The sequence below is a fragment of the Citrobacter sp. MGH104 genome (assembly GCF_001034485.1).
Taxonomy (GTDB): domain Bacteria; phylum Pseudomonadota; class Gammaproteobacteria; order Enterobacterales; family Enterobacteriaceae; genus Citrobacter; species Citrobacter freundii.
The window spans coordinates 3770611-3789845 of record NZ_KQ089818.1; the positions used below are offsets into that span (position 1 = coordinate 3770611).

Here is a 19235-nt window from a genome sequence, read left to right on the forward strand (position 1 = left end):
TTTCTCTTTTTTTAGCAGTAGAACAATGCCGCTGAGTGTAGTGAGTGTAATTCTCGCTGTGAAACGCTAATATTTGCTTACTGATTTCAAAATTTTTGCAGGCAGAATATGTGGTCGGAATATTCACTTGAAGTGGTTGATGCGGTTGCGCGTAACGGTAGCTTTAGTTCAGCCGCACAGGAGCTACACCGTGTACCTTCGGCGGTAAGCTACACTGTGCGCCAACTGGAAGAGTGGCTGGCGGTACCACTTTTTGAGCGACGCCATCGTGATGTGGAATTAACGCCTGCCGGGGCATGGTTTTTAAAAGAAGGTCGCTCTGTTATCAAAAAAATGCAGATCACGCGCCAGCAATGCCAGCAAATTGCCAACGGCTGGCGCGGGCAGCTGGCGATCGCAGTCGATAACATTGTCCGCCCGGATCGTACCCGACAGATGATCGTGGATTTCTACCGTCACTTTGATGATGTGGAGTTGTTAGTTTTTCAGGAAGTGTTTAACGGCGTATGGGACGCGCTGTCCGATGGACGCGTGGAGCTGGCCATCGGCGCCACACAGGCGATTCCGGTAGGGGGACGCTATACCTTCCGCGATATGGGAATGCTGAGCTGGAGTTGCGTGGTAGCCAGCCATCATCCACTGGCATCAATGCCCGGACCGCTAAGTGATGATACGTTGCGCAACTGGCCGTCACTGGTGCGCGAAGATACCTCCCGTACGTTGCCAAAGCGTATTACCTGGCTGCTGGATAACCAAAAGCGCGTCGTGGTGCCTGACTGGGAATCATCCGCTACCTGCTTATCAGCAGGGCTGTGTGTTGGCATGGTACCGACGCATTTTGCCAAGCCGTGGATCGATAGCGGCAAGTGGGTTGCGCTGCAACTGGAGAACCCCTTTCCTGATGCCGCATGCTGTCTGACATGGCAGCAGAACGATACGTCACCGGCATTGAGTTGGCTGCTGGACTATTTAGGGGATAGTGAAACGTTGAACAAGGAATGGCTGCGGGAGCCAGATGAGACTCCCGCACAACAGGCTTAACGGCGATAATCGCGGAACGGACCGTCGGCAACGGAGCGACGCTCAACCAGACGTGGATGCACCTCGATAGACTGTGACTCTTCACGTTTATTCACGATACGGTCTAACAGCATGTTGAAGGCCGTTTCACCTAGTGAATCCTTCGGCTGGTGAATGGTCGTTAAGGCCGGCGTGAAGAAGCGGGCGTTGCGCACGTTGTCGTAGCCGATGAGTGAGACATCCTGTGGTACGCGCAGACCCATTTCGTCAGCGGCGCACAGCGCACCCATCGCCATAATATCGCCACCGCAGAAGACAGCGGTCGGACGATGCGATTGCGACAGAATTTGCTGCATGGCGCGATAGCCGGACTCAGGCTCGAAATCGCCCTGGACAATCCAGTTATCAGGCACTTTAATCAGCGCTTCTTCCATCGCTTTCATAAAGCCCGCCAGACGCCCGGCCCCGGTATTACGTTCCATTGGACCTGGGATCACGCCAATTTCACGATGACCGCGTTCTACCAGATACCGACCCGCCATGTAACCGCCTTCGAAGGCGTTATCAATGACCGTATCGGTAAAGTCGGCTTTAGCTTCGCCCCAGTCCATGACGACCATCGGAATATGGCGATACTCTTCGAGCATCGAAAGCAGCGACTCCGGATACTCAGAACACATCACCAGCAGACCATCAACGCGCTTTTGCGCCATCATCGACAGATAGGCCTGCTGCTTTTCGAGACTGTTCCATGCGTTACCCAGAATCAGCGTATAGCCTTTCTGGAAACAGTTTTTCTCCACGGCTTCGATAATTTCTGCGAAATAGGCCGCTTCGCTGCTGGTCGCCAGCAAGCCAATAGACTTGGTGTGATTCACCTTCAGGCTGCGGGCAACTGCGCTCGGAGAATAGTGCAGTTCTTTGATCGCTGCCCAGACAGCATTACGCGTTTCTTCCGCGACAAAGCGCGTCTTGTTAATTACGTGTGATACGGTTGTAGTGGAAACGTTTGCTCGCTTCGCTACATCTTTAATTGTTGCCATTACATCTCACTCCAGACCATATCCTAAGCTCCTGAGAATACTCCAGGTAAACGTTTGCCTTTACACACCCTTAGCGCAACGTAAGGGTTGCGGCACGCCGGGAAAACGACACGGAACGTCAGGAAGGGGTCAATGGCCGGTACGCTAATCAAGTAAGCGTGGAATTTTGTCTGATCTTAACGAAAAGGGGAAGAGTTAAAAGCAGTTATCAATATAAATCGTGAGAGATTTTTGCTTTCAAGTGTGTAAAAATGCGCAATATCACTTTTTGTGTGGGAATAAAAAGGAGAAAACTTGATGAGCACCGATCTGAAATTTTCGTTAGTGACTACCATTATTGTTCTGGGTTTGATCGTCGCGGGTGGCCTGACCGCAGCGCTGCATTGATTTCCCCGAGGGAGTTAGCTCTCCCTCACTCTTTCCGCTCGTCTATCTCTTCTATTGTTTGCGAATAAGCAAAAGTCTTTTGCAATTTTGTTAACTTTATTAATTTTGCGATCAATGTCATGCTTTTGACTCTTATTTTATGTCGCGCCACGGCTCGACGTTACGGAGTCGCAATATGAAACTCAATTATCCTTTACTGGCGCTGGCGATCGGAGCGTTTGGCATAGGCACCACCGAATTTTCGCCAATGGGATTATTGCCCGTCATAGCCAAAGGTGTGGATGTCTCGATTCCGGCGGCCGGCATGCTGATCAGCGCCTATGCGGTAGGTGTGATGGTAGGTGCACCGCTGATGACATTGCTGCTGTCTCATCGCGCGCGACGTAATGCTTTGATATTCCTGATGGCGATTTTCACGCTGGGTAATGTGCTTTCGGCTATCTCGCCGGATTACACCACGCTAATGCTATCGCGTATCTTGACCAGTCTTAACCATGGGGCCTTTTTTGGTCTCGGTTCAGTGGTTGCTGCCAGTGTTGTACCCAAACATAAGCAGGCCAGCGCCGTAGCAACGATGTTTATGGGGTTAACCATCGCCAATATTGGTGGCGTTCCGGCGGCGACATGGCTTGGTGAAACCATCGGTTGGCGCATGTCATTTATGGCCACTGCGGGTCTGGGCGTCATTGCTATGGTCAGCCTGTTCTTCTCCTTACCCAAGGGTGGAGCCGGAGAGCGCCCGGATGTTCGCAGCGAACTGGCGGTACTTATGCGCCCACAGGTGTTGTCGGCGTTACTGACTACCGTACTGGGTGCTGGGGCGATGTTCACGCTTTATACCTACATCTCGCCGGTTCTGCATACTATCACTCATGCCACTCCGGCATTTGTTACCGGGATGCTGGTGTTGATAGGCATTGGTTTCTCGATCGGTAACTACTTTGGTGGCAAGTTTGCTGACCGTTCAGTCAACGGTACGTTGAAAGGCTTTTTACTGCTGCTGATGGTTATTATGCTGGCCATTCCTTTCCTTGCGAGTAATGAGCTGGGGGCGGCGATCAGTATGGTGGTCTGGGGCGCGGCGACGTTCGCGGTCGTTCCACCGTTGCAGATGCGTGTGATGCGCGTTGCCAGTGAAGCACCTGGATTATCATCGTCAGTCAATATTGGCGCGTTTAATCTGGGGAACGCTCTGGGTGCAGCGGCCGGTGGGGCGGTGATATCAGGCGGCCTGGGCTACAGTTTTGTGCCAGTGATGGGGGCGATTGTGGCGGGTCTTGCGCTGCTGCTGGTGTTTATTTCCGCAAGAAGACAGCCAGAAGAGGCTTTCACGACCACGAATTAATGCAAAAACGCAGAAGGAAGCCCTTCTGCGTTATCTTTTTTATGCTGCGAAGTTCTTCGCAACAAATTCCCAGTTCACCAGCGCCCAGAAATGTTCCAGGTAGCCAGGACGGGCATTGCGATAGTCGATGTAGTAGGCGTGTTCCCATACGTCAACGGTCATCAGCGGCGTCGCGTCGGTGGTCAGCGGAGTACCTGCGTTGGAGGTGGAGACGATAGCCAGTTTGCCATCAGTTCCTTTAACCAGCCAGGTCCAGCCAGAACCGAAGTTTTTGATAGCGGCATCGGTGAACTGCGCTTTGAAATCTGCAAAGCTGCCAAAGGAGGCGGCAATTGCATCGGCCAGTTTACCGGTTGGTTCGCCACCTGCGTTCGGTGCCAGGCAGTTCCAGTAGAACGTGTGGTTCCATACTTGTGCTGCGTTATTGAATACACCGCCTTCAGAGCTACGAACGATCTCTTCCAGTGATTTGCCTTCAAACGCCGTGCCTTTAATCAGATTGTTCAGATTGGTCACGTAGGTTTGATGGTGTTTGCCATAGTGATATTCCAGCGTTTCGGCAGAAATGTGCGGTGCCAGAGCATCTTTGGCATACGGTAATGCAGGTAATTCAAACGACATTGCTTCTCTCCTTATTATTTATATTGAGTACACACAATAGCCTCATTGTGAGTAAGGATAGGGTAGCAAATTGAAAGGTTATGCAAAAGAAGAACTTACCCTACAGCATGTTCTGTAGGGTAAGTTTTTAGCGAATTGTTTTTGGCGTCATTACCCGACGAGCGCCCACATAGTGGCGCTGCCAGTAATCTTCGCTCAGAGAGGTGATTTGAATTTCCTGCCCGCTACGCGGTGACTGAATAAACTTACCGTTTCCGACGTAGACGCCGACGTGATCGGCTGTTCCGCGACCTTGGGTACGAAAGAAGACCAGATCGCCATTTTTCAGTTCGCCACGTTCAATCGGTGCGGCATCACGCAGATGATACATTTCGTTCGCGGTACGCGGAATGCGGAACTTCACCAGATCTTTATAGGCGTAATAAACCAGACCGCTGCAGTCAAACCCGGTTCTTGGCGAGGTGCCGCCCCAACGATAAGGTTTACCGATTTGGTTCATCAAGGTGGACATAGCGGTTTTAGTCGCTTTCTGCACTTTCACTTTATGGGCGTCAGCAAGCGTAGTTGGTGCAGTGGTTTTCACCTTCACGCAGCGTGGTTTATGACCTTTGCGCGGTGTGCATTTTTCAGTCCAGGTAACGGCTGCGGTTTGTGCTACGGCAGTTTTACCACGACGATTTGCAGTTTTAGTCGACTTTGCCGGAGTGGCAGTGCGTTTTTTAGAAGAGGAAGCGGTTTTGGTGCTGGTTTTACTGGTGGTTTTTGTCGCCGTTTTCTTGCTGGTCTTTGTTGTTTTTTGGCTGGTTGTTGCGCTTTTCTTTTTATCTACCGTTTTGATGGTGTGAGAATTGGTAGGTGTCGCCCTGGCTTGCTTGGAAGCATGAGCCATAGGCGTAAAGGGCAGTGTAGTAAAAAGTAAAGCACAGAGCGTGATCGAGATTCGGTTTATCCGCGCCACTGAGCAGTCCTCTGGTAAGGCAGGTCTATCGTGCCTGCGTGTGATTTTCAAAACTTGACGATTCTAATCTATAGAAAGAGGGAAAGTTAATAGCTTTTTTTGTTTAAAACTATGTTTCGTAACCGACCGCAAAAAAAAACATCAATTAACGTTGGAGTTGGTGAACAGATAATCAAAACCACATGTTTGAAGGGGATAAGTGAGATTATGAATGCAACTTTTAGCGTCAGGGGATAAAATAATAACGCGTAATGAAAATGTTATTTTCCGTTGCCTGTCTGACCCGTTACAATGTCAGACTACTGCCGTAAAAGAAGTTTAAGGAAGCAAGATAATGAGCACCACTATCGAAAAAATCCAGCGCCAGATCGCTGAAAACCCGATTCTCCTGTACATGAAAGGTTCTCCTAAACTGCCAAGCTGCGGTTTCTCCGCTCAGGCTGTGCAGGCGCTGTCAGCCTGTGGTGAACGCTTTGCTTACGTTGATATTCTGCAGAACCCGGATATTCGCGCCGAACTGCCGAAATACGCAAACTGGCCAACTTTCCCACAACTGTGGGTTGATGGTGAGCTGGTTGGCGGTTGTGACATTTTGATCGAAATGTACCAGCGCGGTGAGTTGCAGCAGCTGATTAAAGAAACAGCTGCGAAATACAAAACCGAAGAGCCGGACGCTGAGTAATATCAGCAGAAGTAAAAAAGCGACCTGAAATGGTCGCTTTTTTTATGTCGCCGTTATGCTTCTTCAGGCACGGGAAGAGGCCAACCACCGAGACGTTTCCAGCGGTTAACGATTTCGCAAAACAGCACGGCCGTACGTTCGGTGTCATACAGTGCCGAGTGTGCCTGATTCCCGTCAAACTCCATTCCCGCCGCCAGGCACGCTTTTGACAACACCGTTTGCCCCAATGACAGACCGCTTAATGCCGCCGTATCAAAGGTGACAAACGGATGAAACGGATTCCGTTTCAGCGAGGCGCGTTCTGCCGCTGCCATCATGAAACTGTGGTCGAACGTAGCGTTATGCGCCACCATGATTGCCCGATTGCAGCCGCTGTCTTTAATGCCTTTACGCACCATTTTGAAGATGGCATGCAGAGCGTCATATTCGCTGACCGCGCCGCGTAGCGGATTGTTCGGGTCAATACCGTTAAAGGCGAGGGCCTCCGGCTGCAGATTCGCGCCTTCAAACGGCTCTACGTGGAAATGTAACGTCGTGTCCGGCATCAGCCAGCCTTGTTCATCCATTTTCAGTGTGATGGCTGCAATCTCAAGCAGCGCATCGGTTTTGGCATTGAACCCTGCGGTTTCGACATCAATGACGACAGGATAAAAACCACGAAAACGGTCACACAGACCGGAAAGTTGAGCGTTATCGGACATCTGGGTCTCTTAATACGGGAAAATTGCAGCGCGTATTATGGCAAAATGATGAGTATAAAACTACGGGCACAGACGATCTGCGCCCGAGGGGAGGTTAGTCGCCCAGGCCGCGCCCGGCGTCTTTCTCTTCGATCAGCTCAATTTTATAGCCGTCCGGATCTTCAACGAACGCAATCACTGTGGTGCCGCCTTTTACCGGACCCGCTTCACGCGTTACGTTACCGCCATTCTGGCGAATACGTTCACAGGCTTCAGCCGCGTTGTCTACGCTCAGGGCGATATGGCCATAGGCAGTACCCAGCTCATACTTGTCGACACCCCAGTTATAGGTCAGTTCGATTACGGCTTCACTGGTTTCAGGACCGTAGCCGACAAAAGCCAGAGAGTACTTGTATTCAGGGTTTTCGCTGGTACGCAGCAGCTTCATGCCCAGCACGTTGGTATAAAACTCGATGGAACGCTGCAGGTCACCCACGCGCAGCATGGTATGGAGTAAACGCATCTTTTTCCCCTTCGAAAATGGCTAATACATTCAAAATGTTGTTTTAGTATAGCGGCGTTGTTACGCCGCTATCAATGGCAGAACGGAGATTGTGACGTTAGAGGGTAGGATAGTCGGTGTAACCTTCCGCGCCGCCGCCGTAGAAGCTCTCAGCACGTTGTGGATTCAGCTCCGCTTTGCGTTGCAGACGCGCCACCAGATCCGGGTTAGCAATATAGGCACGACCAAAAGCAACGGCGTCGATCAGACCTTTCTCGATCAGCGCTTCTGCCTTTTCAGGGGTGTAGGCACCAGCACCAATGATAGGACCGTGGAAGCGCGCGCGAACTTTTTCGCGGAACGCATCGGAATACGGCTCGCCACCGGCCCAGTCCGGCTCAGACATGTGCAGGTAAGCGATTCCACGCTTGCCCAATTGTTCAATCAGATACAGCGCATCGGCTTCTTCGTTCGGACCGTTGTCAACGTTCTGGAATGAGCCAATCGGGGAGACGCGAATACCAATACGATCGGCACCCCATTCTTTAATACCGGCATCAACCACTTCCAGCACAAGACGCGCACGATTTTCGACGCTACCGCCGTATTGATCGGTTCGCTGATTAGAGGTTGGCGACAGGAACTGGTGCAGCAGGTAGCCGTGGGCAGAGTGCAGTTCAACCATGTCGAAACCCGCTTCGCGCGCGTTGGCTATCGCCTGACGGAAGTCATTAACGATGCCCGGAATCTCTTCGGTTTCCAGCGCACGTGGCATTGAGGTATCGGCACGCGTTGCCAGGCCGTTTTCATCGCGCAGCGAGGTGCGGGTTCCAGCACTGATCGCGGAAGGTGCAACTGGAGCTTGACCATTTGGCTGCAGACTGGCGTGAGAGATGCGTCCGGTGTGCCACAACTGGACAGCAATATGACCTTGCTCAGCGTGTACGGCAGCGGTGATTTTCTTCCATGCGGCAATTTGCGCTTCGCTGTGTAAGCCGGGTGCTCCGGCATAACCTTTCGCCTGTGCGGAAATCTGCGTCGCTTCGCTGATAATAAGACCCGCGCTGGCGCGTTGACGGTAATACTCGGCCATCAGCGGAGTAGGGATGTCGCCAGGCTCAATACTGCGCAGACGCGTCAGTGGCGCCATGAATACGCGGTTTGCTGCCGTAATGGCACCCACTTTCAGTGGGGAAAACAGTTTTTCAGATGACATGTGGCACTCCTGAATAGACCGGTCGTCTAGTAATAAGGAAAATAAAAACGCCTGTTAAACGGCAGGCGTTGTGATGATGTTTTTAACGTGCGCCAGCGCATTTTCCAGCGGAGTGGCGCTACGAGAAATCTTGGCCTGCAGGTTGGCGCCAAGCCACAGCGCATACAGTACCTGCGCCTGCTGTAACGGCTCGCCAACAAAAGACAGGCAATGGTTGGCCTGACCTTTCTCCAGCGCCTGCGCTAACAGCACAATAATGTGCCGCGCGCCTTTATCCATCGCTGTGCGCATATCTTCTGACAGATCGCACACTTCGGCAGACAGTTTTACAGTTAAACAGCCGCTAATAATGCCGTGCTGGCTAAACTGGTTCAGGGTTTCCTGATAGTAGGCCAGAATGCGGTCGCGGTAGTTTCCCGCACCCGTATCAAAGTGTGTAGCCAGTCGCTGATGATAGGCCGCGTAGTGGCGTTCCAGCATCGCGACACCGAACGCTTCTTTAGAGCGAAAGTAATGATAAAACGAACCTTTGGGTACTTCAGCGGTTTTCAGTAGTTCGCTTAAACCCATGCCGGTGAAGCCGCGCTGCATACACAGCAGTTCGCCAGTCGCCAGCAGATGTTCGCGTGTATCGTGTTCAGTGATTTTGTTCATGAAAAGGAGTGTAATAGACCAGTCGGTCTAATGCAATAGCGCTTGCGAGAAATTCAGTTAACGTCTTCAATAAGTATATCAATCTTACTAAAGGAGGGGATGTGGCCGAACAGCTGGAGTTTTTCCCCGTCCAGAGCCCATGCCGTGGAATATGTCAGTCTGACGAACGCGGATTTTGCCGTGGCTGTTTTCGCAGTCGGGATGAGCGTTTTAACTGGCAAAAGATGAGCGATGCCCAAAAGCAGGAAGTGCTACGGCTTTGTCGTCAGCGCCTGATGCGTAAATTACGAGCGAACAAAGCCAACCCTTCGGAAGAACCGCAACAACCTTCACTCTTTTAAAAGCGTAATTGCGTATACTCGAGGCACATTCACTTAAAAGGAAGCTGCTATGGTTCAGCGTATTACTATTGCGCCGCAAGGCCCGGAATTTTCTCGCTTTGTGATGGGGTACTGGCGCCTGATGGACTGGAATATGTCCGCGCGCCAGCTAGTCAGCTTTATTGAAGAGCATCTGGATCTGGGCGTGACCACCGTCGATCACGCCGATATCTACGGTGGATACCAGTGTGAAGCGGCGTTTGGTGAGGCTATGAAACTGGCTCCCCATTTGCGTGAAAAAATGCAGATTGTGACCAAATGCGGGATCGCGACGACGGCGCGCGCGGAAAATGCGCTGGGCCATTACATTACCGACAGCGCGCATATTATTGCCAGTGCGGAAGAATCGCTGAAGCTGCTGGCGACCGATCATATTGATCTGTTGCTGATCCACCGCCCCGATCCGCTTATGGATGCTGACGACGTCGCCGACGCTTTCAAAAAATTGCACCACAGTGGCAAAGTGCGTCACTTTGGTGTCTCTAATTTCACCCCGGCACAGTTCTCATTGTTGCAATCGCGTCTGCCGTTTACGCTGGCGACCAACCAGGTTGAAATCTCTCCGGTACATCAGCCGCTCCTGCTGGATGGCACTTTAGATCAACTGCAACAGTTGCGTATTCGTCCAATGGCCTGGTCCTGCCTCGGCGGCGGTCGCTTGTTTAATGACGATGCGTTCCAGCCATTACGAAATGAACTTGCCGCGATCGCAGAAGAGTTAAACGCGCAGTCTATTGAGCAGGTGGTGTACGCCTGGATTTTACGTTTGCCGTCTCAGCCGCTGCCGATTATTGGCTCAGGAAAAATAGAGCGCGTACGCGCCGCCATTGAGTCTGAGACGCTGAACATGTCTCGCCAGCAATGGTTCCGCATTCGTAAAGCTGCACTGGGTTACGACGTACCTTAATCGTGTTTTTGGTGCATCTCCGTTCAAAATTGCGTCACTGGTTTACACTTAACAATCAGACACCTTTTGGACGGAGGTCTTATGAAGCGTTTGAGTTTGGCCATCATCACTCTACTCGCCTGTGCAGGTGCGCAGGCTGCCATTGAAGAAAAAGTGACGATGAATCTGGTCACGTCGCAAGGCGTTGGCCAGGCGATTGGTACGGTCACTATTGCTGAAACCGCAAAGGGGCTGGAGTTTTCGCCCGATCTGAAAGCGTTGCCGCCGGGAGAACATGGCTTCCACGTGCATATGAACGGCAGCTGCCAACCGGCGATTAAAGAAGGGAAAGCCTCAGCCGCGGAATCGGCTGGAGGCCATTATGATCCGCACCAAACCGGCAAACACGAAGGCCCGGAAGGCGCAGGTCATATGGGTGACCTGCCGCTGCTGGTGGTGAATAACGACGGAAACGCCATAACACCGGTCATTGCGCCGCGCCTCAAAACCCTCGATGAGGTTAAAGGCAAAGCGCTGATGATCCATGTGGGCGGCGATAATATGTCCGATCAACCGAAACCGCTTGGCGGTGGCGGAGCGCGCTACGCCTGTGGTGTTATCAAATAATCAACTACTGAGAGTGCCCGGCGGTGGCGCCTGTTCGAGTTGTGAAAGCGAGCAGTGTAGCCGCCAGACCAATGCCGATAACTCCTGTGCAGCAGGTTGATGATGGTGGGCAAGCGTATCGCAGATGCGTTGTAGCTCACTCAGCGTGGCATTCAGTGGTCGTTGCTGGACGCCACGCTCGCTCATTACATCGCGCAGCAGAGAGATACACACGTCCCTGACGCGAGCCAGCGGATCCGAACGCGCCTCCCAGGTGCGCAGTTGCCACACCACGTGCGAGCAGTTCAGCAATACGACCCCCCAACGTAATAACCAGCGTCGCGCCAGCGCATCCTGACTGCTGCTGAGCTGGCTGACGTGATGATAGGTCAGCGATTCAAATTCGTTTTCACTGAGTGATGGGTGTCGGCTGAGCTGATCGACAAAATCCCGGCGCAGGGCGCGAATATGGCGGCGACTTTTCCGTGCATCCGAACCGGGCCGCAGAATGGCGAAGGCCAGCCATGACAGCGCCACGCCAGCGATTTTCGCCATATTGTCATTCAGGAAATCAGCAAAATCATATACCGGCGGATTGGTCACCGCGATAAACGAACCCATAAATACAATCAGTTGCCCCCAAAGACCTGCCAGGGCTGGCATTTGCAGCTTCAACAGTTGCATGGTGGCGAGTAGCGGGAAGAGAAAAAGAATGAATTGCCAGAGGTCGGAAATTTGCACCATCAGGCCAAACTTAACCACAAAGCTAAACAGCGACAGCAGAACCAGTGTGCGCATCAGCAAAGAAAGCGACTTGAACGGCGTGGCAACGGCGGAATACAGCACACTGCTGATGGCGGCGAGCGTGAGGGCGCCAGAGCCTGATTCCCATTGTGCGCCAATGCTCCATGCGCCGATAAGCATCAAAGTACAGAACGTACGTAACCCGCTCCAGATAGCTTCCGCATTATCGGTATGACGGGCAAGCCCCGGCGTGCGGACGATATTAATACGCTCGGCGGTAACGCCATTTTCCAGTAAATGCAGATAATGACTGCTGCGCAGGTAGAGCCGACAAAAATAACGCAGTCGTTGCCAGAAGGCGACGTGTCGATAGTCGCGTGCATCGACGGGTCGCAGTGGGGCAATAATACGTGCAACGGTGTAGCTATTAGCATTTGATTTTATCAGTTCGCTGAGCAACTGCTCGATAATTTCCCGGGTATTGGACGGGGGATTAGGCCAGTTCAGCAGCATCCTGCGCAGACTGGAAATCACGCTGGTCATCCTTAACTGTTGATGCAACAGCGAATTGAGCAAAGCATTTTGTCGGCGAAAACGGTAGTGGCTCCAGAACGCCTGAATACGCAGCAGGTTCATGGTAAGAATCTGACCGATAACACCTTCATGGGCTGTGCGAATGGCGTCCGTGGTTTCTGGTTGCCAGAGTAGGCTGGCATGTTCCAGTAAACGTGAATGCATGTTTTTCAATGCAGTCAGTAACGTGATGCCATCGGAGGTGCTGGGCAGGATCATCATCATCACACCGCCACACAAGATACCGACGATGACTTCGCACACGCGTGCCTGCGCGATATCCCATAACTGCGTAATTTCCACGGTATTGACCATGGGAAACGCAATGATTGCCGCCGTATAACCTGCCAGTTGAAAGGCGTAGGCAACGTTATTGGTGAAATGCGCACAGGCCCAGGTACAAAAACCGATCCACACCGACATGCTCAGCAAGAACAACCACGGCTCATTAAGGGTATGACCGGCAATAATCAATGCGGCGGTGGCACCCAGTAAGCTCCCCGCCACGCGCCCCAGACTTTTGCTGATAACCCCGCCAACGGTGGGAAAACTGACCACCGCCGCTGAGGTCATCGCCCAATAGGGTTCGTCCAGATTCAGATAATAAGCAAAAGTTAACGCCAGACACATCGCAATGGTGTTACGCAGCGCATAACGCCACTGTGCCGCCGTGGCTTTAAACCACGGCAAATTGCCAGGTGTCAGGCGGGGTAGTTTCATTTACGCTGGCCGATGGATACGCTGCAGGTTGTACCTGATACCAGCGTGACATCCCGCGGCAGGGCGTCGAATTCGATGCGTACCGGGATACGCTGCGCCAGACGCACCCACGGCACGTTGGGCTTGATATCTGGAATCAGGCCGGAATCACTTTCCACACTTTGATCGTAGATAGCACGACCAATACTGGAAACGTGACCCTGTAACTTTATATCACCGCTGTAGAGCGTGATGAGGGCAGGTGCACCTTCGCGAATGTGGCGCAACTTAGTTTCTTCAAAATACCCCATTACATAAAAAGAGTGACTGTCGACGAGAGCAAACAGAGGTTTCCCGGTTGAAGCGTAGTCTCCGGGACGGGTTGAAAGATTGGTGACCCAGCCCGCTACGGGGGCTTTGACCACCGTTTGCGTCAATTGCCATTGTGCCTGACGCAGACTGGCCTCTGCTGCTTCAACACTCGCCTGCATGGCTTTCACGTTGAGATTTGCGGTATCCAGATCCTCGGCTGAGATGTAATTTTGCGATAAATGACGGCGGCGGTTGGCTTCGTTATTGGCTTTCGCCAGGTCAGACTGCGCTTTTGCAAGTTGCGCTTGCGCATTCAGTTCAGCAATGTGAAATGGTGTCTTGTCGATAATAAAAAGGACATCGCCTTTATTCACAAACTGGTTATCTTTTATATAGAGTTCGCTAATGCTACCTGACACCTGTGGCGTAATGCTGACCTGCTCAGCTCGCACTTTGCCATCACGTGTCCAGGGCGATTGCATATAGTAATTCCACATCCACCATCCGGCGAAAACTGCGATTGCAGCGACTATAATAGTGGAGAAGTATTTAACGGTTTTAAGCGACATAATCACCACGCTATCAGCATAACAAAGGCCAGACATACGCAAAGCGTAAAGAGTGACAGATCCATTAACAAGGGATGCCAGATTTCGCCAGAGTAAATCCAGTCGCGCAGTAGGCGATGAACAACCAACCAGAGAATAAAGCCTGCTACAATCGCCTTGAAAACAGGAGGGAAGTAGACAGATGCGCCGATCATTAAATCTTGTAGGGGCAATCCTGTTGCATTAAACATAAACTTCACGGGCAAAATCCTTGGCGGAAGAGAGCATTGCTATAGGTTTAGCAAAAAAGAGACAATGAGTCTCCGTAACGCATGATGTCTGAAAAAATGTCAGCCGGTAAGCAAATTTGGCAATACATTTGTTTTGGGAATACAAATGCTGCACACTATTCTAAAATCAGCACAATAACTTAGCAAGCTAATTATAAGGAGATGAAATTGGAATCGCCATTAGGTTCTGATCTGGCACGGTTGGTGCGCATTTGGCGTGCTCTGATTGACCATCGCCTGAAACCTCTGGAGTTGACGCAGACGCATTGGGTTACGCTGCACAACATTCATCAGTTGCCGCCGGATCAATCGCAGATTCAGTTGGCTAAAGCGATTGGCATCGAGCAGCCTTCGTTGGTACGTACGCTTGACCAGTTAGAGGAAAAGGGACTCATTTCACGACAGACTTGCGCCAGCGATCGCCGGGCAAAGAGAATTAAACTGACAGAAAAAGCAGAGCCGCTGATCGCTGATATGGAAGCGGTTATCAACAAGACGCGTGGAGAAATTTTGGAAGGGATTTCAGCTGAGGAAATTGATCTGCTGATTAAACTGGTCGCCAGGCTGGAACACAATATTATTGAGCTGCAGTCACAGGGCTGAAGCAAAAAAATGACGTGTGGCCAGGGTCTGACCACACGTGAATTAGATTAGCGTGGAGACACGGTAACCTGGCTGCCGTTGTTAGCCATAACAACGCGCTGGCCGGCTGAAAACTTGGTCGCACCCTGTTTCTGAACCACCATGATGGTATTACCATCATCCTTACGGATTTCCAGTTCCACACCCTGGGTTTTATTCATCGCACCTTGTACGCCTTGACCCGCTACGCCACCGGCAACTGCGCCTGCAGCCGTCGCTAATGAACGACCCGTACCGCCGCCGACGGTGTTACCGAGGAACCCGCCGAGTACCGCACCACCAATAGCACCAATCACGTTTGCGTCATCGCCACCCTGGATTTGCACCGGACGAACATGAACAATCGTACCGTAGGTAACGTTCTGAACTTGTTTCGCTTCGGATGCGGTATACACGTCACCTGAAAGGCTATCATTGTTAACGCAACCCGCTAAAGATACGCCCATTAATGAAACAATCAGCACACGTTTAATCATTTACAAATCTCCTTTGTCACCACGAAACGCTAATAAAGCACCCTTCATGGTTAAATTATATGGCATTTGTGAGCCTAAGATCACATGTTCTACTGGAACAATATGAAAATCTTAACCGAAATCGGATCAACCGAGTATAAACGAATCATTCATGTAATTGATGTAATTAAACGATCATTGTAATGATTAGCCACCAAAAATCATTAAGGAAGCATGGCATTAGTCGACACTTTATGGTTGAGTGTCAAGGCTAATTTGCTTAAAAGGATGACCTATGAAATCGGGCCGTTTTATCGGTGTAATGTCTGGAACCAGCCTTGATGGCGTCGATGTTGTGCTGGCGACAATAGATGAAACGATGGTTGCGCAGCAGGCGAGTCTGACCTGGCCCATCCCCATTCATGTTAAACAAGCGATTCTGGATATCTGCCAGGGGCAGCAGCTTACACTTTCTCAGTTTGGTCAGTTGGACGCACAGCTCGGTTATTTATTTGCTGAGGCAGTGAATGCGTTATTGGCGCAAGAAAAATTGAAACCGCAGGATATCGTTGCGATTGGTTGCCACGGGCAAACCGTGTGGCATGAACCGAACGGTGCTGCGCCACACACGCTGCAAATTGGCGATAACAACCAGATTGTTGCGCGTACAGGGATAACCGTAGTCGGCGATTTTCGTCGACGTGATATCGCCCTTGGCGGGCAGGGTGCACCGCTCGTTCCCGCGTTTCATCAGGCACTGCTGGCACATCCAACGGAACGGCGGATGGTGTTAAACATCGGCGGGATTGCCAATCTGTCTCTGCTTATTCCGCAACAACCCGTTCGCGGATACGACACCGGGCCGGGCAATATGCTGATGGATGCCTGGATCTGGCGGCAATGCGGTCAACCTTACGACAAAGATGCGCAGTGGGCCATTTCGGGAATGGTTATCCTGCCGTTACTGCAAAATATGCTTAACGACCCTTATTTCTCCGCGCCTGCGCCGAAAAGCACTGGTCGTGAGTATTTCAATTATGGCTGGATAGAACGTCATCTGGTGCAGTTCCCGGGGATTAGTCCGCGGGATGTGCAGGCGACGCTTGCCGAACTGACCGCGGTGACCATTTCAGAGCAGGTCTTGCTAAGCGGCGGTTGTGAACGGCTCATGGTCTGCGGTGGAGGAAGCCGTAATCCGCTGCTGATGATGCGTCTGGCGGCACTATTGCCGGGAACAGAGGTCACCTCAACTGATGAAGCCGGGATCAGCGGCGATGATATGGAAGCGTTAGCCTTTGCCTGGCTGGCGTGGCGGACACTGGCCGGATTACCTGGAAATCTGCCTTCTGTGACTGGCGCATCAGAGCCGAGCGTTTTAGGGGCGATTTATCCTGCTAACCCACGAACTCAGAGTTAACTGAAATTATTCAGCACCGTATGCCGGTAAACTAGGGATATTAGGGAGGGTTCCATTACCCTCCGGGACCAGGAAAGTCTTCAGGATATGGCTATGAAAAAACTATTGTTAGTGTGTCTGCCGGTACTGCTTAGCGGGTGTAGCGTATACAACCAATTTGTTGAGCGTATGCAAACGGATACGCTCGAATACCGCTGCGACGAAAAACCGCTTACCGTCAAGCTGAACAATACCCGCCAGACGGCAAGCTTTGTTTATGATAATCAGCTATTGAACCTCAAACAGGGCGTGTCGGCATCAGGTGCGCGCTATACCGATGGGATCTACGTTTTCTGGTCTAAAGGCGACGAGGCAACGGTCTATAAACGAGACAGAATTGTGCTAAATAACTGTCAGTTACAGAACCCGAAGCGTTGAGATTTTCACCTGGGCGGCGCACAATAGCGTCACCCACTGACAATCCGTAGCCCAACATCATGTCTGATAACGACGAATTGCAGCAAATCGCGCATCTGCGCCGTGAATACACGAAAGGCGGTCTTCGCCGCCGCGATCTTCCCGCCGAACCCCTTGCGCTGTTTGAGCGCTGGCTGGGGCAAGCCTGTGACGCCAAACTGGCCGATCCCACCGCGATGGTCGTTGCGACCGTCGATGAAAATGGCCAGCCGTATCAGCGTATCGTGTTACTCAAACATTATGATGACAAAGGGCTGGTGTTCTATACCAACCTTGGCAGCCGAAAGGCGCATCAGATCGAGAAAAATCCACGCATCAGCCTTTTATTTCCCTGGCATACGCTGGAACGGCAGGTGATGGTGATCGGCAAGGCTGAGCGTCTCTCCACGTTAGAAGTAGTGAAATACTTCCACAGTCGCCCACGTGACAGCCAGATTGGCGCCTGGGTCTCTAAGCAATCCAGCAGGATCTCAGCTCGTGGTATTCTCGAAAGTAAATTTCTCGAACTGAAGCAGAAGTTTCAACAAGGAGAAGTTCCACTGCCCAGTTTCTGGGGCGGCTTTCGCGTGAGTATTGAGCAAATGGAGTTCTGGCAAGGTGGTGAAAACCGCTTACACGATCGTTTTTTATACCAACGCGAAGATAACGCGTGGAAAATTGATCGCCTGGCCCCCTAAAGATGCAAATTTCTTGTTTTAAGCGCTGGTGCTGATCAATCCGGCGCTTTATTCTATGTTTCTTTCGCATCAGGCGAAAAGTCGTGTACCGGCAAAGGTGCAGTCGTTTTATACATGGAGATTTTGATGGCAAGCAGTAACTTGATTAAACAATTGCAAGAGCGGGGGCTGGTGGCCCAGGTGACGGACGAGGAAGCGTTAGCAGAGCGACTGGCGCAAGGCCCGATCGCGCTCTATTGCGGCTTCGATCCTACCGCTGACAGCTTGCATTTGGGGCATCTGGTTCCATTGTTATGCCTGAAACGCTTCCAGCAGGCAGGCCATAAGCCTGTCGCACTGGTAGGTGGCGCAACCGGTCTGATTGGTGACCCGAGCTTTAAAGCCGCCGAGCGTAAACTGAATACCGAAGACACTGTGCAGGAGTGGGTGGATAAAATCCGCAAACAGGTTGCACCGTTCCTCGATTTCGACTGTGGCGACAACTCGGCGATTGCTGCGAACAACTACGACTGGTTTGGCAGTATGAACGTACTGACTTTCCTGCGTGATATCGGCAAACACTTCTCCGTCAACCAGATGATCAACAAAGAAGCGGTTAAGCAGCGTCTGAACCGTGACGATCAGGGGATCTCCTTTACTGAGTTTTCTTACAACCTGCTGCAGGGTTATGACTTTGCCTGCCTGAATAAACTACACGGCGTGGCGCTGCAGATTGGTGGTTCTGACCAGTGGGGTAACATTACTTCGGGTATCGATTTGACCCGTCGTCTGCATCAGAATCAGGTGTTTGGTCTGACCGTTCCGCTGATTACTAAAGCTGATGGCACCAAGTTCGGTAAGACGGAAGGCGGCGCAGTGTGGCTGGATCCGAAGAAAACCAGTCCGTATAAATTCTACCAGTTCTGGATTAACACCGCAGATGCGGACGTTTATCGCTTCCTGAAATTCTTCACTTTCATGGACATTGAAGAGATCAATGCGCTGGAAGAAGAAGATAAAAACAGCGGTAAAGCGCCGCGTGCCCAGTATGTTCTGGCCGAACAGGTTACGCGTCTGGTTCACGGTGAAGAAGGTCTGGTCGCGGCAAAACGCATTACCGAAAGCTTGTTCAACGGCAATCTCAGCGATTTGAGTGAAGCAGATTTCGAACAGCTGGCGCAGGATGGCGTGCCGATGATCGAGATGGACAAAGGTGCCGATTTGATGCAGGCGCTGGTGGACTCCGAACTGCAACCTTCTCGCGGTCAGGCCCGTAAGACCATTGCGTCTAACGCAGTGACCATCAACGGTGAGAAGCAGTCCGATCCGGAATATTTCTTCCAGGAGAGTGATATCCTGTTTGGGCGCTATACCTTACTGCGCCGTGGCAAGAAGAACTATTGTCTGATTTGCTGGAAGTAAGATTGAGTTAGCAGGGGCGTGGGAAACTACGCCCCTTTATT

Annotated in this window: 22 protein-coding genes and 1 pseudogene; 12 read left to right on the top strand and 11 right to left on the bottom strand. The window is 51.6% G+C overall.

All coding sequences use genetic code 11. The features are described from left to right. The first annotated feature begins 108 nt into the window (after positions 1-108). Positions 109-1041, top strand: a complete 933-nt coding sequence (punR, locus tag SK34_RS17790; protein WP_003029215.1) for a DNA-binding transcriptional activator PunR — start codon at positions 109-111, stop codon at positions 1039-1041. On the opposite strand, the gene purR is transcribed toward punR, so the two are convergent. After that, positions 1038-2063, bottom strand: a complete 1026-nt coding sequence (gene purR / locus SK34_RS17795; RefSeq protein ID WP_003029211.1) for an HTH-type transcriptional repressor PurR — start codon at positions 2061-2063, stop codon at positions 1038-1040. The two genes, punR and purR, sit on opposite strands and share 4 nt — an antisense overlap. 297 nt (positions 2064-2360) lie before the next feature. Here purR and cydH point away from each other — a divergent pair, with 297 nt between their 5' ends. Next, the gene (cydH, locus tag SK34_RS24725) at positions 2361-2450 is read left to right on the top strand and encodes a cytochrome bd-I accessory subunit CydH (RefSeq protein WP_003029209.1); all 90 of its coding nucleotides are present in this window, start codon (positions 2361-2363) and stop codon (positions 2448-2450) included. A 175-nt stretch (positions 2451-2625) separates the two neighbouring features. After that, positions 2626-3795: an MFS transporter gene (locus SK34_RS17800; protein WP_016150189.1), complete on the top strand. Its 1170-nt coding sequence runs from the start codon at positions 2626-2628 to the stop codon at positions 3793-3795. A gap of 39 nt (positions 3796-3834) precedes the next feature. On the opposite strand, the gene sodB is transcribed toward SK34_RS17800, so the two are convergent. After that, the gene (gene sodB, locus SK34_RS17805) at positions 3835-4416 is read right to left on the bottom strand and encodes a superoxide dismutase [Fe] (protein WP_003029205.1); all 582 of its coding nucleotides are present in this window, start codon (positions 4414-4416) and stop codon (positions 3835-3837) included. 127 nt (positions 4417-4543) lie between these two features. Then, positions 4544-5374, bottom strand: coding sequence for a C40 family peptidase (locus SK34_RS17810; protein ID WP_046670631.1), 831 nt, complete (start codon positions 5372-5374; stop codon positions 4544-4546). A gap of 334 nt (positions 5375-5708) precedes the next feature. Here SK34_RS17810 and grxD point away from each other — a divergent pair, with 334 nt between their 5' ends. Then, complete coding sequence (grxD, locus tag SK34_RS17815) at positions 5709-6056, top strand: monothiol glutaredoxin 4 (RefSeq protein WP_003832760.1); 348 nt, start codon at positions 5709-5711, stop codon at positions 6054-6056. A 53-nt stretch (positions 6057-6109) separates the two neighbouring features. On the opposite strand, the gene rnt is transcribed toward grxD, so the two are convergent. The 4 genes from rnt to SK34_RS17835 form a co-directional block, all read right to left on the bottom strand. Beyond that, entirely contained in the window at positions 6110-6757 is a 648-nt protein-coding gene (rnt, locus tag SK34_RS17820; RefSeq protein WP_003029200.1) for a ribonuclease T, read from the bottom strand. A gap of 94 nt (positions 6758-6851) precedes the next feature. Continuing rightward, positions 6852-7259, bottom strand: a complete 408-nt coding sequence (gene gloA, locus SK34_RS17825; RefSeq protein WP_003029198.1) for a lactoylglutathione lyase — start codon at positions 7257-7259, stop codon at positions 6852-6854. A gap of 97 nt (positions 7260-7356) precedes the next feature. Beyond that, complete coding sequence (locus SK34_RS17830) at positions 7357-8454, bottom strand: alkene reductase (protein WP_003029197.1); 1098 nt, start codon at positions 8452-8454, stop codon at positions 7357-7359. 54 nt (positions 8455-8508) lie between these two features. After that, positions 8509-9108: a TetR/AcrR family transcriptional regulator gene (locus tag SK34_RS17835; RefSeq protein WP_016150191.1), complete on the bottom strand. Its 600-nt coding sequence runs from the start codon at positions 9106-9108 to the stop codon at positions 8509-8511. A 101-nt stretch (positions 9109-9209) separates the two neighbouring features. Between SK34_RS17835 and SK34_RS17840 the strand changes: the two genes are divergently transcribed. From SK34_RS17840 to sodC, 3 genes are all read left to right on the top strand, one after another. Next, positions 9210-9449, top strand: a complete 240-nt coding sequence (locus tag SK34_RS17840) for a DUF1289 domain-containing protein (RefSeq protein ID WP_003029191.1) — start codon at positions 9210-9212, stop codon at positions 9447-9449. A gap of 49 nt (positions 9450-9498) precedes the next feature. Next, entirely contained in the window at positions 9499-10395 is an 897-nt protein-coding gene (locus SK34_RS17845) for an aldo/keto reductase (protein ID WP_003029189.1), read from the top strand. An 81-nt stretch (positions 10396-10476) separates the two neighbouring features. After that, positions 10477-11001: a superoxide dismutase [Cu-Zn] SodC gene (gene sodC / locus SK34_RS17850; RefSeq protein ID WP_048233676.1), complete on the top strand. Its 525-nt coding sequence runs from the start codon at positions 10477-10479 to the stop codon at positions 10999-11001. Here sodC and SK34_RS17855 read toward each other — a convergent pair. The 3 genes and pseudogenes from SK34_RS17855 to SK34_RS17865 form a co-directional block, all read right to left on the bottom strand. Then, a pseudogene (locus SK34_RS17855) lies at positions 10977-13017 on the bottom strand (FUSC family protein). The gene sodC and the pseudogene SK34_RS17855 overlap by 25 nt on opposite strands. Further along, positions 13014-13877, bottom strand: coding sequence for an efflux RND transporter periplasmic adaptor subunit (locus tag SK34_RS17860; protein ID WP_003836440.1), 864 nt, complete (start codon positions 13875-13877; stop codon positions 13014-13016). The pseudogene SK34_RS17855 and the gene SK34_RS17860 overlap by 4 nt, the downstream one beginning before the upstream one ends. Positions 13878-13879: 2 nt before the next feature. Continuing rightward, complete coding sequence (locus SK34_RS17865; protein WP_003029180.1) at positions 13880-14116, bottom strand: DUF1656 domain-containing protein; 237 nt, start codon at positions 14114-14116, stop codon at positions 13880-13882. Between the two features lie 192 nt (positions 14117-14308). Between SK34_RS17865 and slyA the strand changes: the two genes are divergently transcribed. After that, on the top strand, positions 14309-14749 hold the full coding sequence (slyA, locus tag SK34_RS17870; RefSeq protein WP_019076732.1) for a transcriptional regulator SlyA: 441 nt from the start codon (positions 14309-14311) through the stop codon (positions 14747-14749). A 47-nt stretch (positions 14750-14796) separates the two neighbouring features. Here the strand turns inward: slyA and slyB are convergent, their stop codons facing one another. Continuing rightward, positions 14797-15264, bottom strand: coding sequence for an outer membrane lipoprotein SlyB (gene slyB, locus SK34_RS17875; protein WP_003029175.1), 468 nt, complete (start codon positions 15262-15264; stop codon positions 14797-14799). 274 nt (positions 15265-15538) lie between these two features. On the opposite strand from slyB, the gene anmK reads away from it, so the two are divergent. The 4 genes from anmK to tyrS all read left to right on the top strand — a co-directional run bounded on the left by anmK (position 15539) and on the right by tyrS (position 19194). Then, complete coding sequence (anmK, locus tag SK34_RS17880) at positions 15539-16660, top strand: anhydro-N-acetylmuramic acid kinase (RefSeq protein ID WP_003029171.1); 1122 nt, start codon at positions 15539-15541, stop codon at positions 16658-16660. An 87-nt stretch (positions 16661-16747) separates the two neighbouring features. Next, positions 16748-17077 (top strand): C-type lysozyme inhibitor, encoded by a 330-nt coding sequence (gene mliC, locus SK34_RS17885; protein ID WP_003029170.1) that lies wholly within the window; start codon positions 16748-16750, stop codon positions 17075-17077. 59 nt (positions 17078-17136) lie between these two features. Further along, positions 17137-17793, top strand: a complete 657-nt coding sequence (pdxH, locus tag SK34_RS17890; protein ID WP_003029169.1) for a pyridoxamine 5'-phosphate oxidase — start codon at positions 17137-17139, stop codon at positions 17791-17793. A 126-nt stretch (positions 17794-17919) separates the two neighbouring features. Continuing rightward, entirely contained in the window at positions 17920-19194 is a 1275-nt protein-coding gene (tyrS, locus tag SK34_RS17895; protein WP_003836431.1) for a tyrosine--tRNA ligase, read from the top strand. Positions 19195-19235 lie beyond the last annotated feature (41 nt).

Bases quoted from the DNA above. Each gene is read 5' to 3' on its own strand.
- punR (WP_003029215.1), top strand. From the start codon at position 109: ATGTGGTCGGAATATTCACTTGAAGTGGTTGATGCGGTTGCGCGTAAC.
- purR (WP_003029211.1), bottom strand. From the start codon at position 2,063: ATGGCAACAATTAAAGATGTAGCGAAGCGAGCAAACGTTTCCACTACA.
- cydH (WP_003029209.1), top strand. From the start codon at position 2,361: ATGAGCACCGATCTGAAATTTTCGTTAGTGACTACCATTATTGTTCTG.
- SK34_RS17800 (WP_016150189.1), top strand. From the start codon at position 2,626: ATGAAACTCAATTATCCTTTACTGGCGCTGGCGATCGGAGCGTTTGGC.
- sodB (WP_003029205.1), bottom strand. From the start codon at position 4,416: ATGTCGTTTGAATTACCTGCATTACCGTATGCCAAAGATGCTCTGGCA.
- grxD (WP_003832760.1), top strand. From the start codon at position 5,709: ATGAGCACCACTATCGAAAAAATCCAGCGCCAGATCGCTGAAAACCCG.
- rnt (WP_003029200.1), bottom strand. From the start codon at position 6,757: ATGTCCGATAACGCTCAACTTTCCGGTCTGTGTGACCGTTTTCGTGGT.
- gloA (WP_003029198.1), bottom strand. From the start codon at position 7,259: ATGCGTTTACTCCATACCATGCTGCGCGTGGGTGACCTGCAGCGTTCC.
- SK34_RS17830 (WP_003029197.1), bottom strand. From the start codon at position 8,454: ATGTCATCTGAAAAACTGTTTTCCCCACTGAAAGTGGGTGCCATTACG.
- SK34_RS17835 (WP_016150191.1), bottom strand. From the start codon at position 9,108: ATGAACAAAATCACTGAACACGATACACGCGAACATCTGCTGGCGACT.
- SK34_RS17845 (WP_003029189.1), top strand. From the start codon at position 9,499: ATGGTTCAGCGTATTACTATTGCGCCGCAAGGCCCGGAATTTTCTCGC.
- sodC (WP_048233676.1), top strand. From the start codon at position 10,477: ATGAAGCGTTTGAGTTTGGCCATCATCACTCTACTCGCCTGTGCAGGT.
- SK34_RS17860 (WP_003836440.1), bottom strand. From the start codon at position 13,877: ATGTCGCTTAAAACCGTTAAATACTTCTCCACTATTATAGTCGCTGCA.
- slyA (WP_019076732.1), top strand. From the start codon at position 14,309: ATGAAATTGGAATCGCCATTAGGTTCTGATCTGGCACGGTTGGTGCGC.
- slyB (WP_003029175.1), bottom strand. From the start codon at position 15,264: ATGATTAAACGTGTGCTGATTGTTTCATTAATGGGCGTATCTTTAGCG.
- anmK (WP_003029171.1), top strand. From the start codon at position 15,539: ATGAAATCGGGCCGTTTTATCGGTGTAATGTCTGGAACCAGCCTTGAT.
- mliC (WP_003029170.1), top strand. From the start codon at position 16,748: ATGGCTATGAAAAAACTATTGTTAGTGTGTCTGCCGGTACTGCTTAGC.
- pdxH (WP_003029169.1), top strand. From the start codon at position 17,137: ATGTCTGATAACGACGAATTGCAGCAAATCGCGCATCTGCGCCGTGAA.
- tyrS (WP_003836431.1), top strand. From the start codon at position 17,920: ATGGCAAGCAGTAACTTGATTAAACAATTGCAAGAGCGGGGGCTGGTG.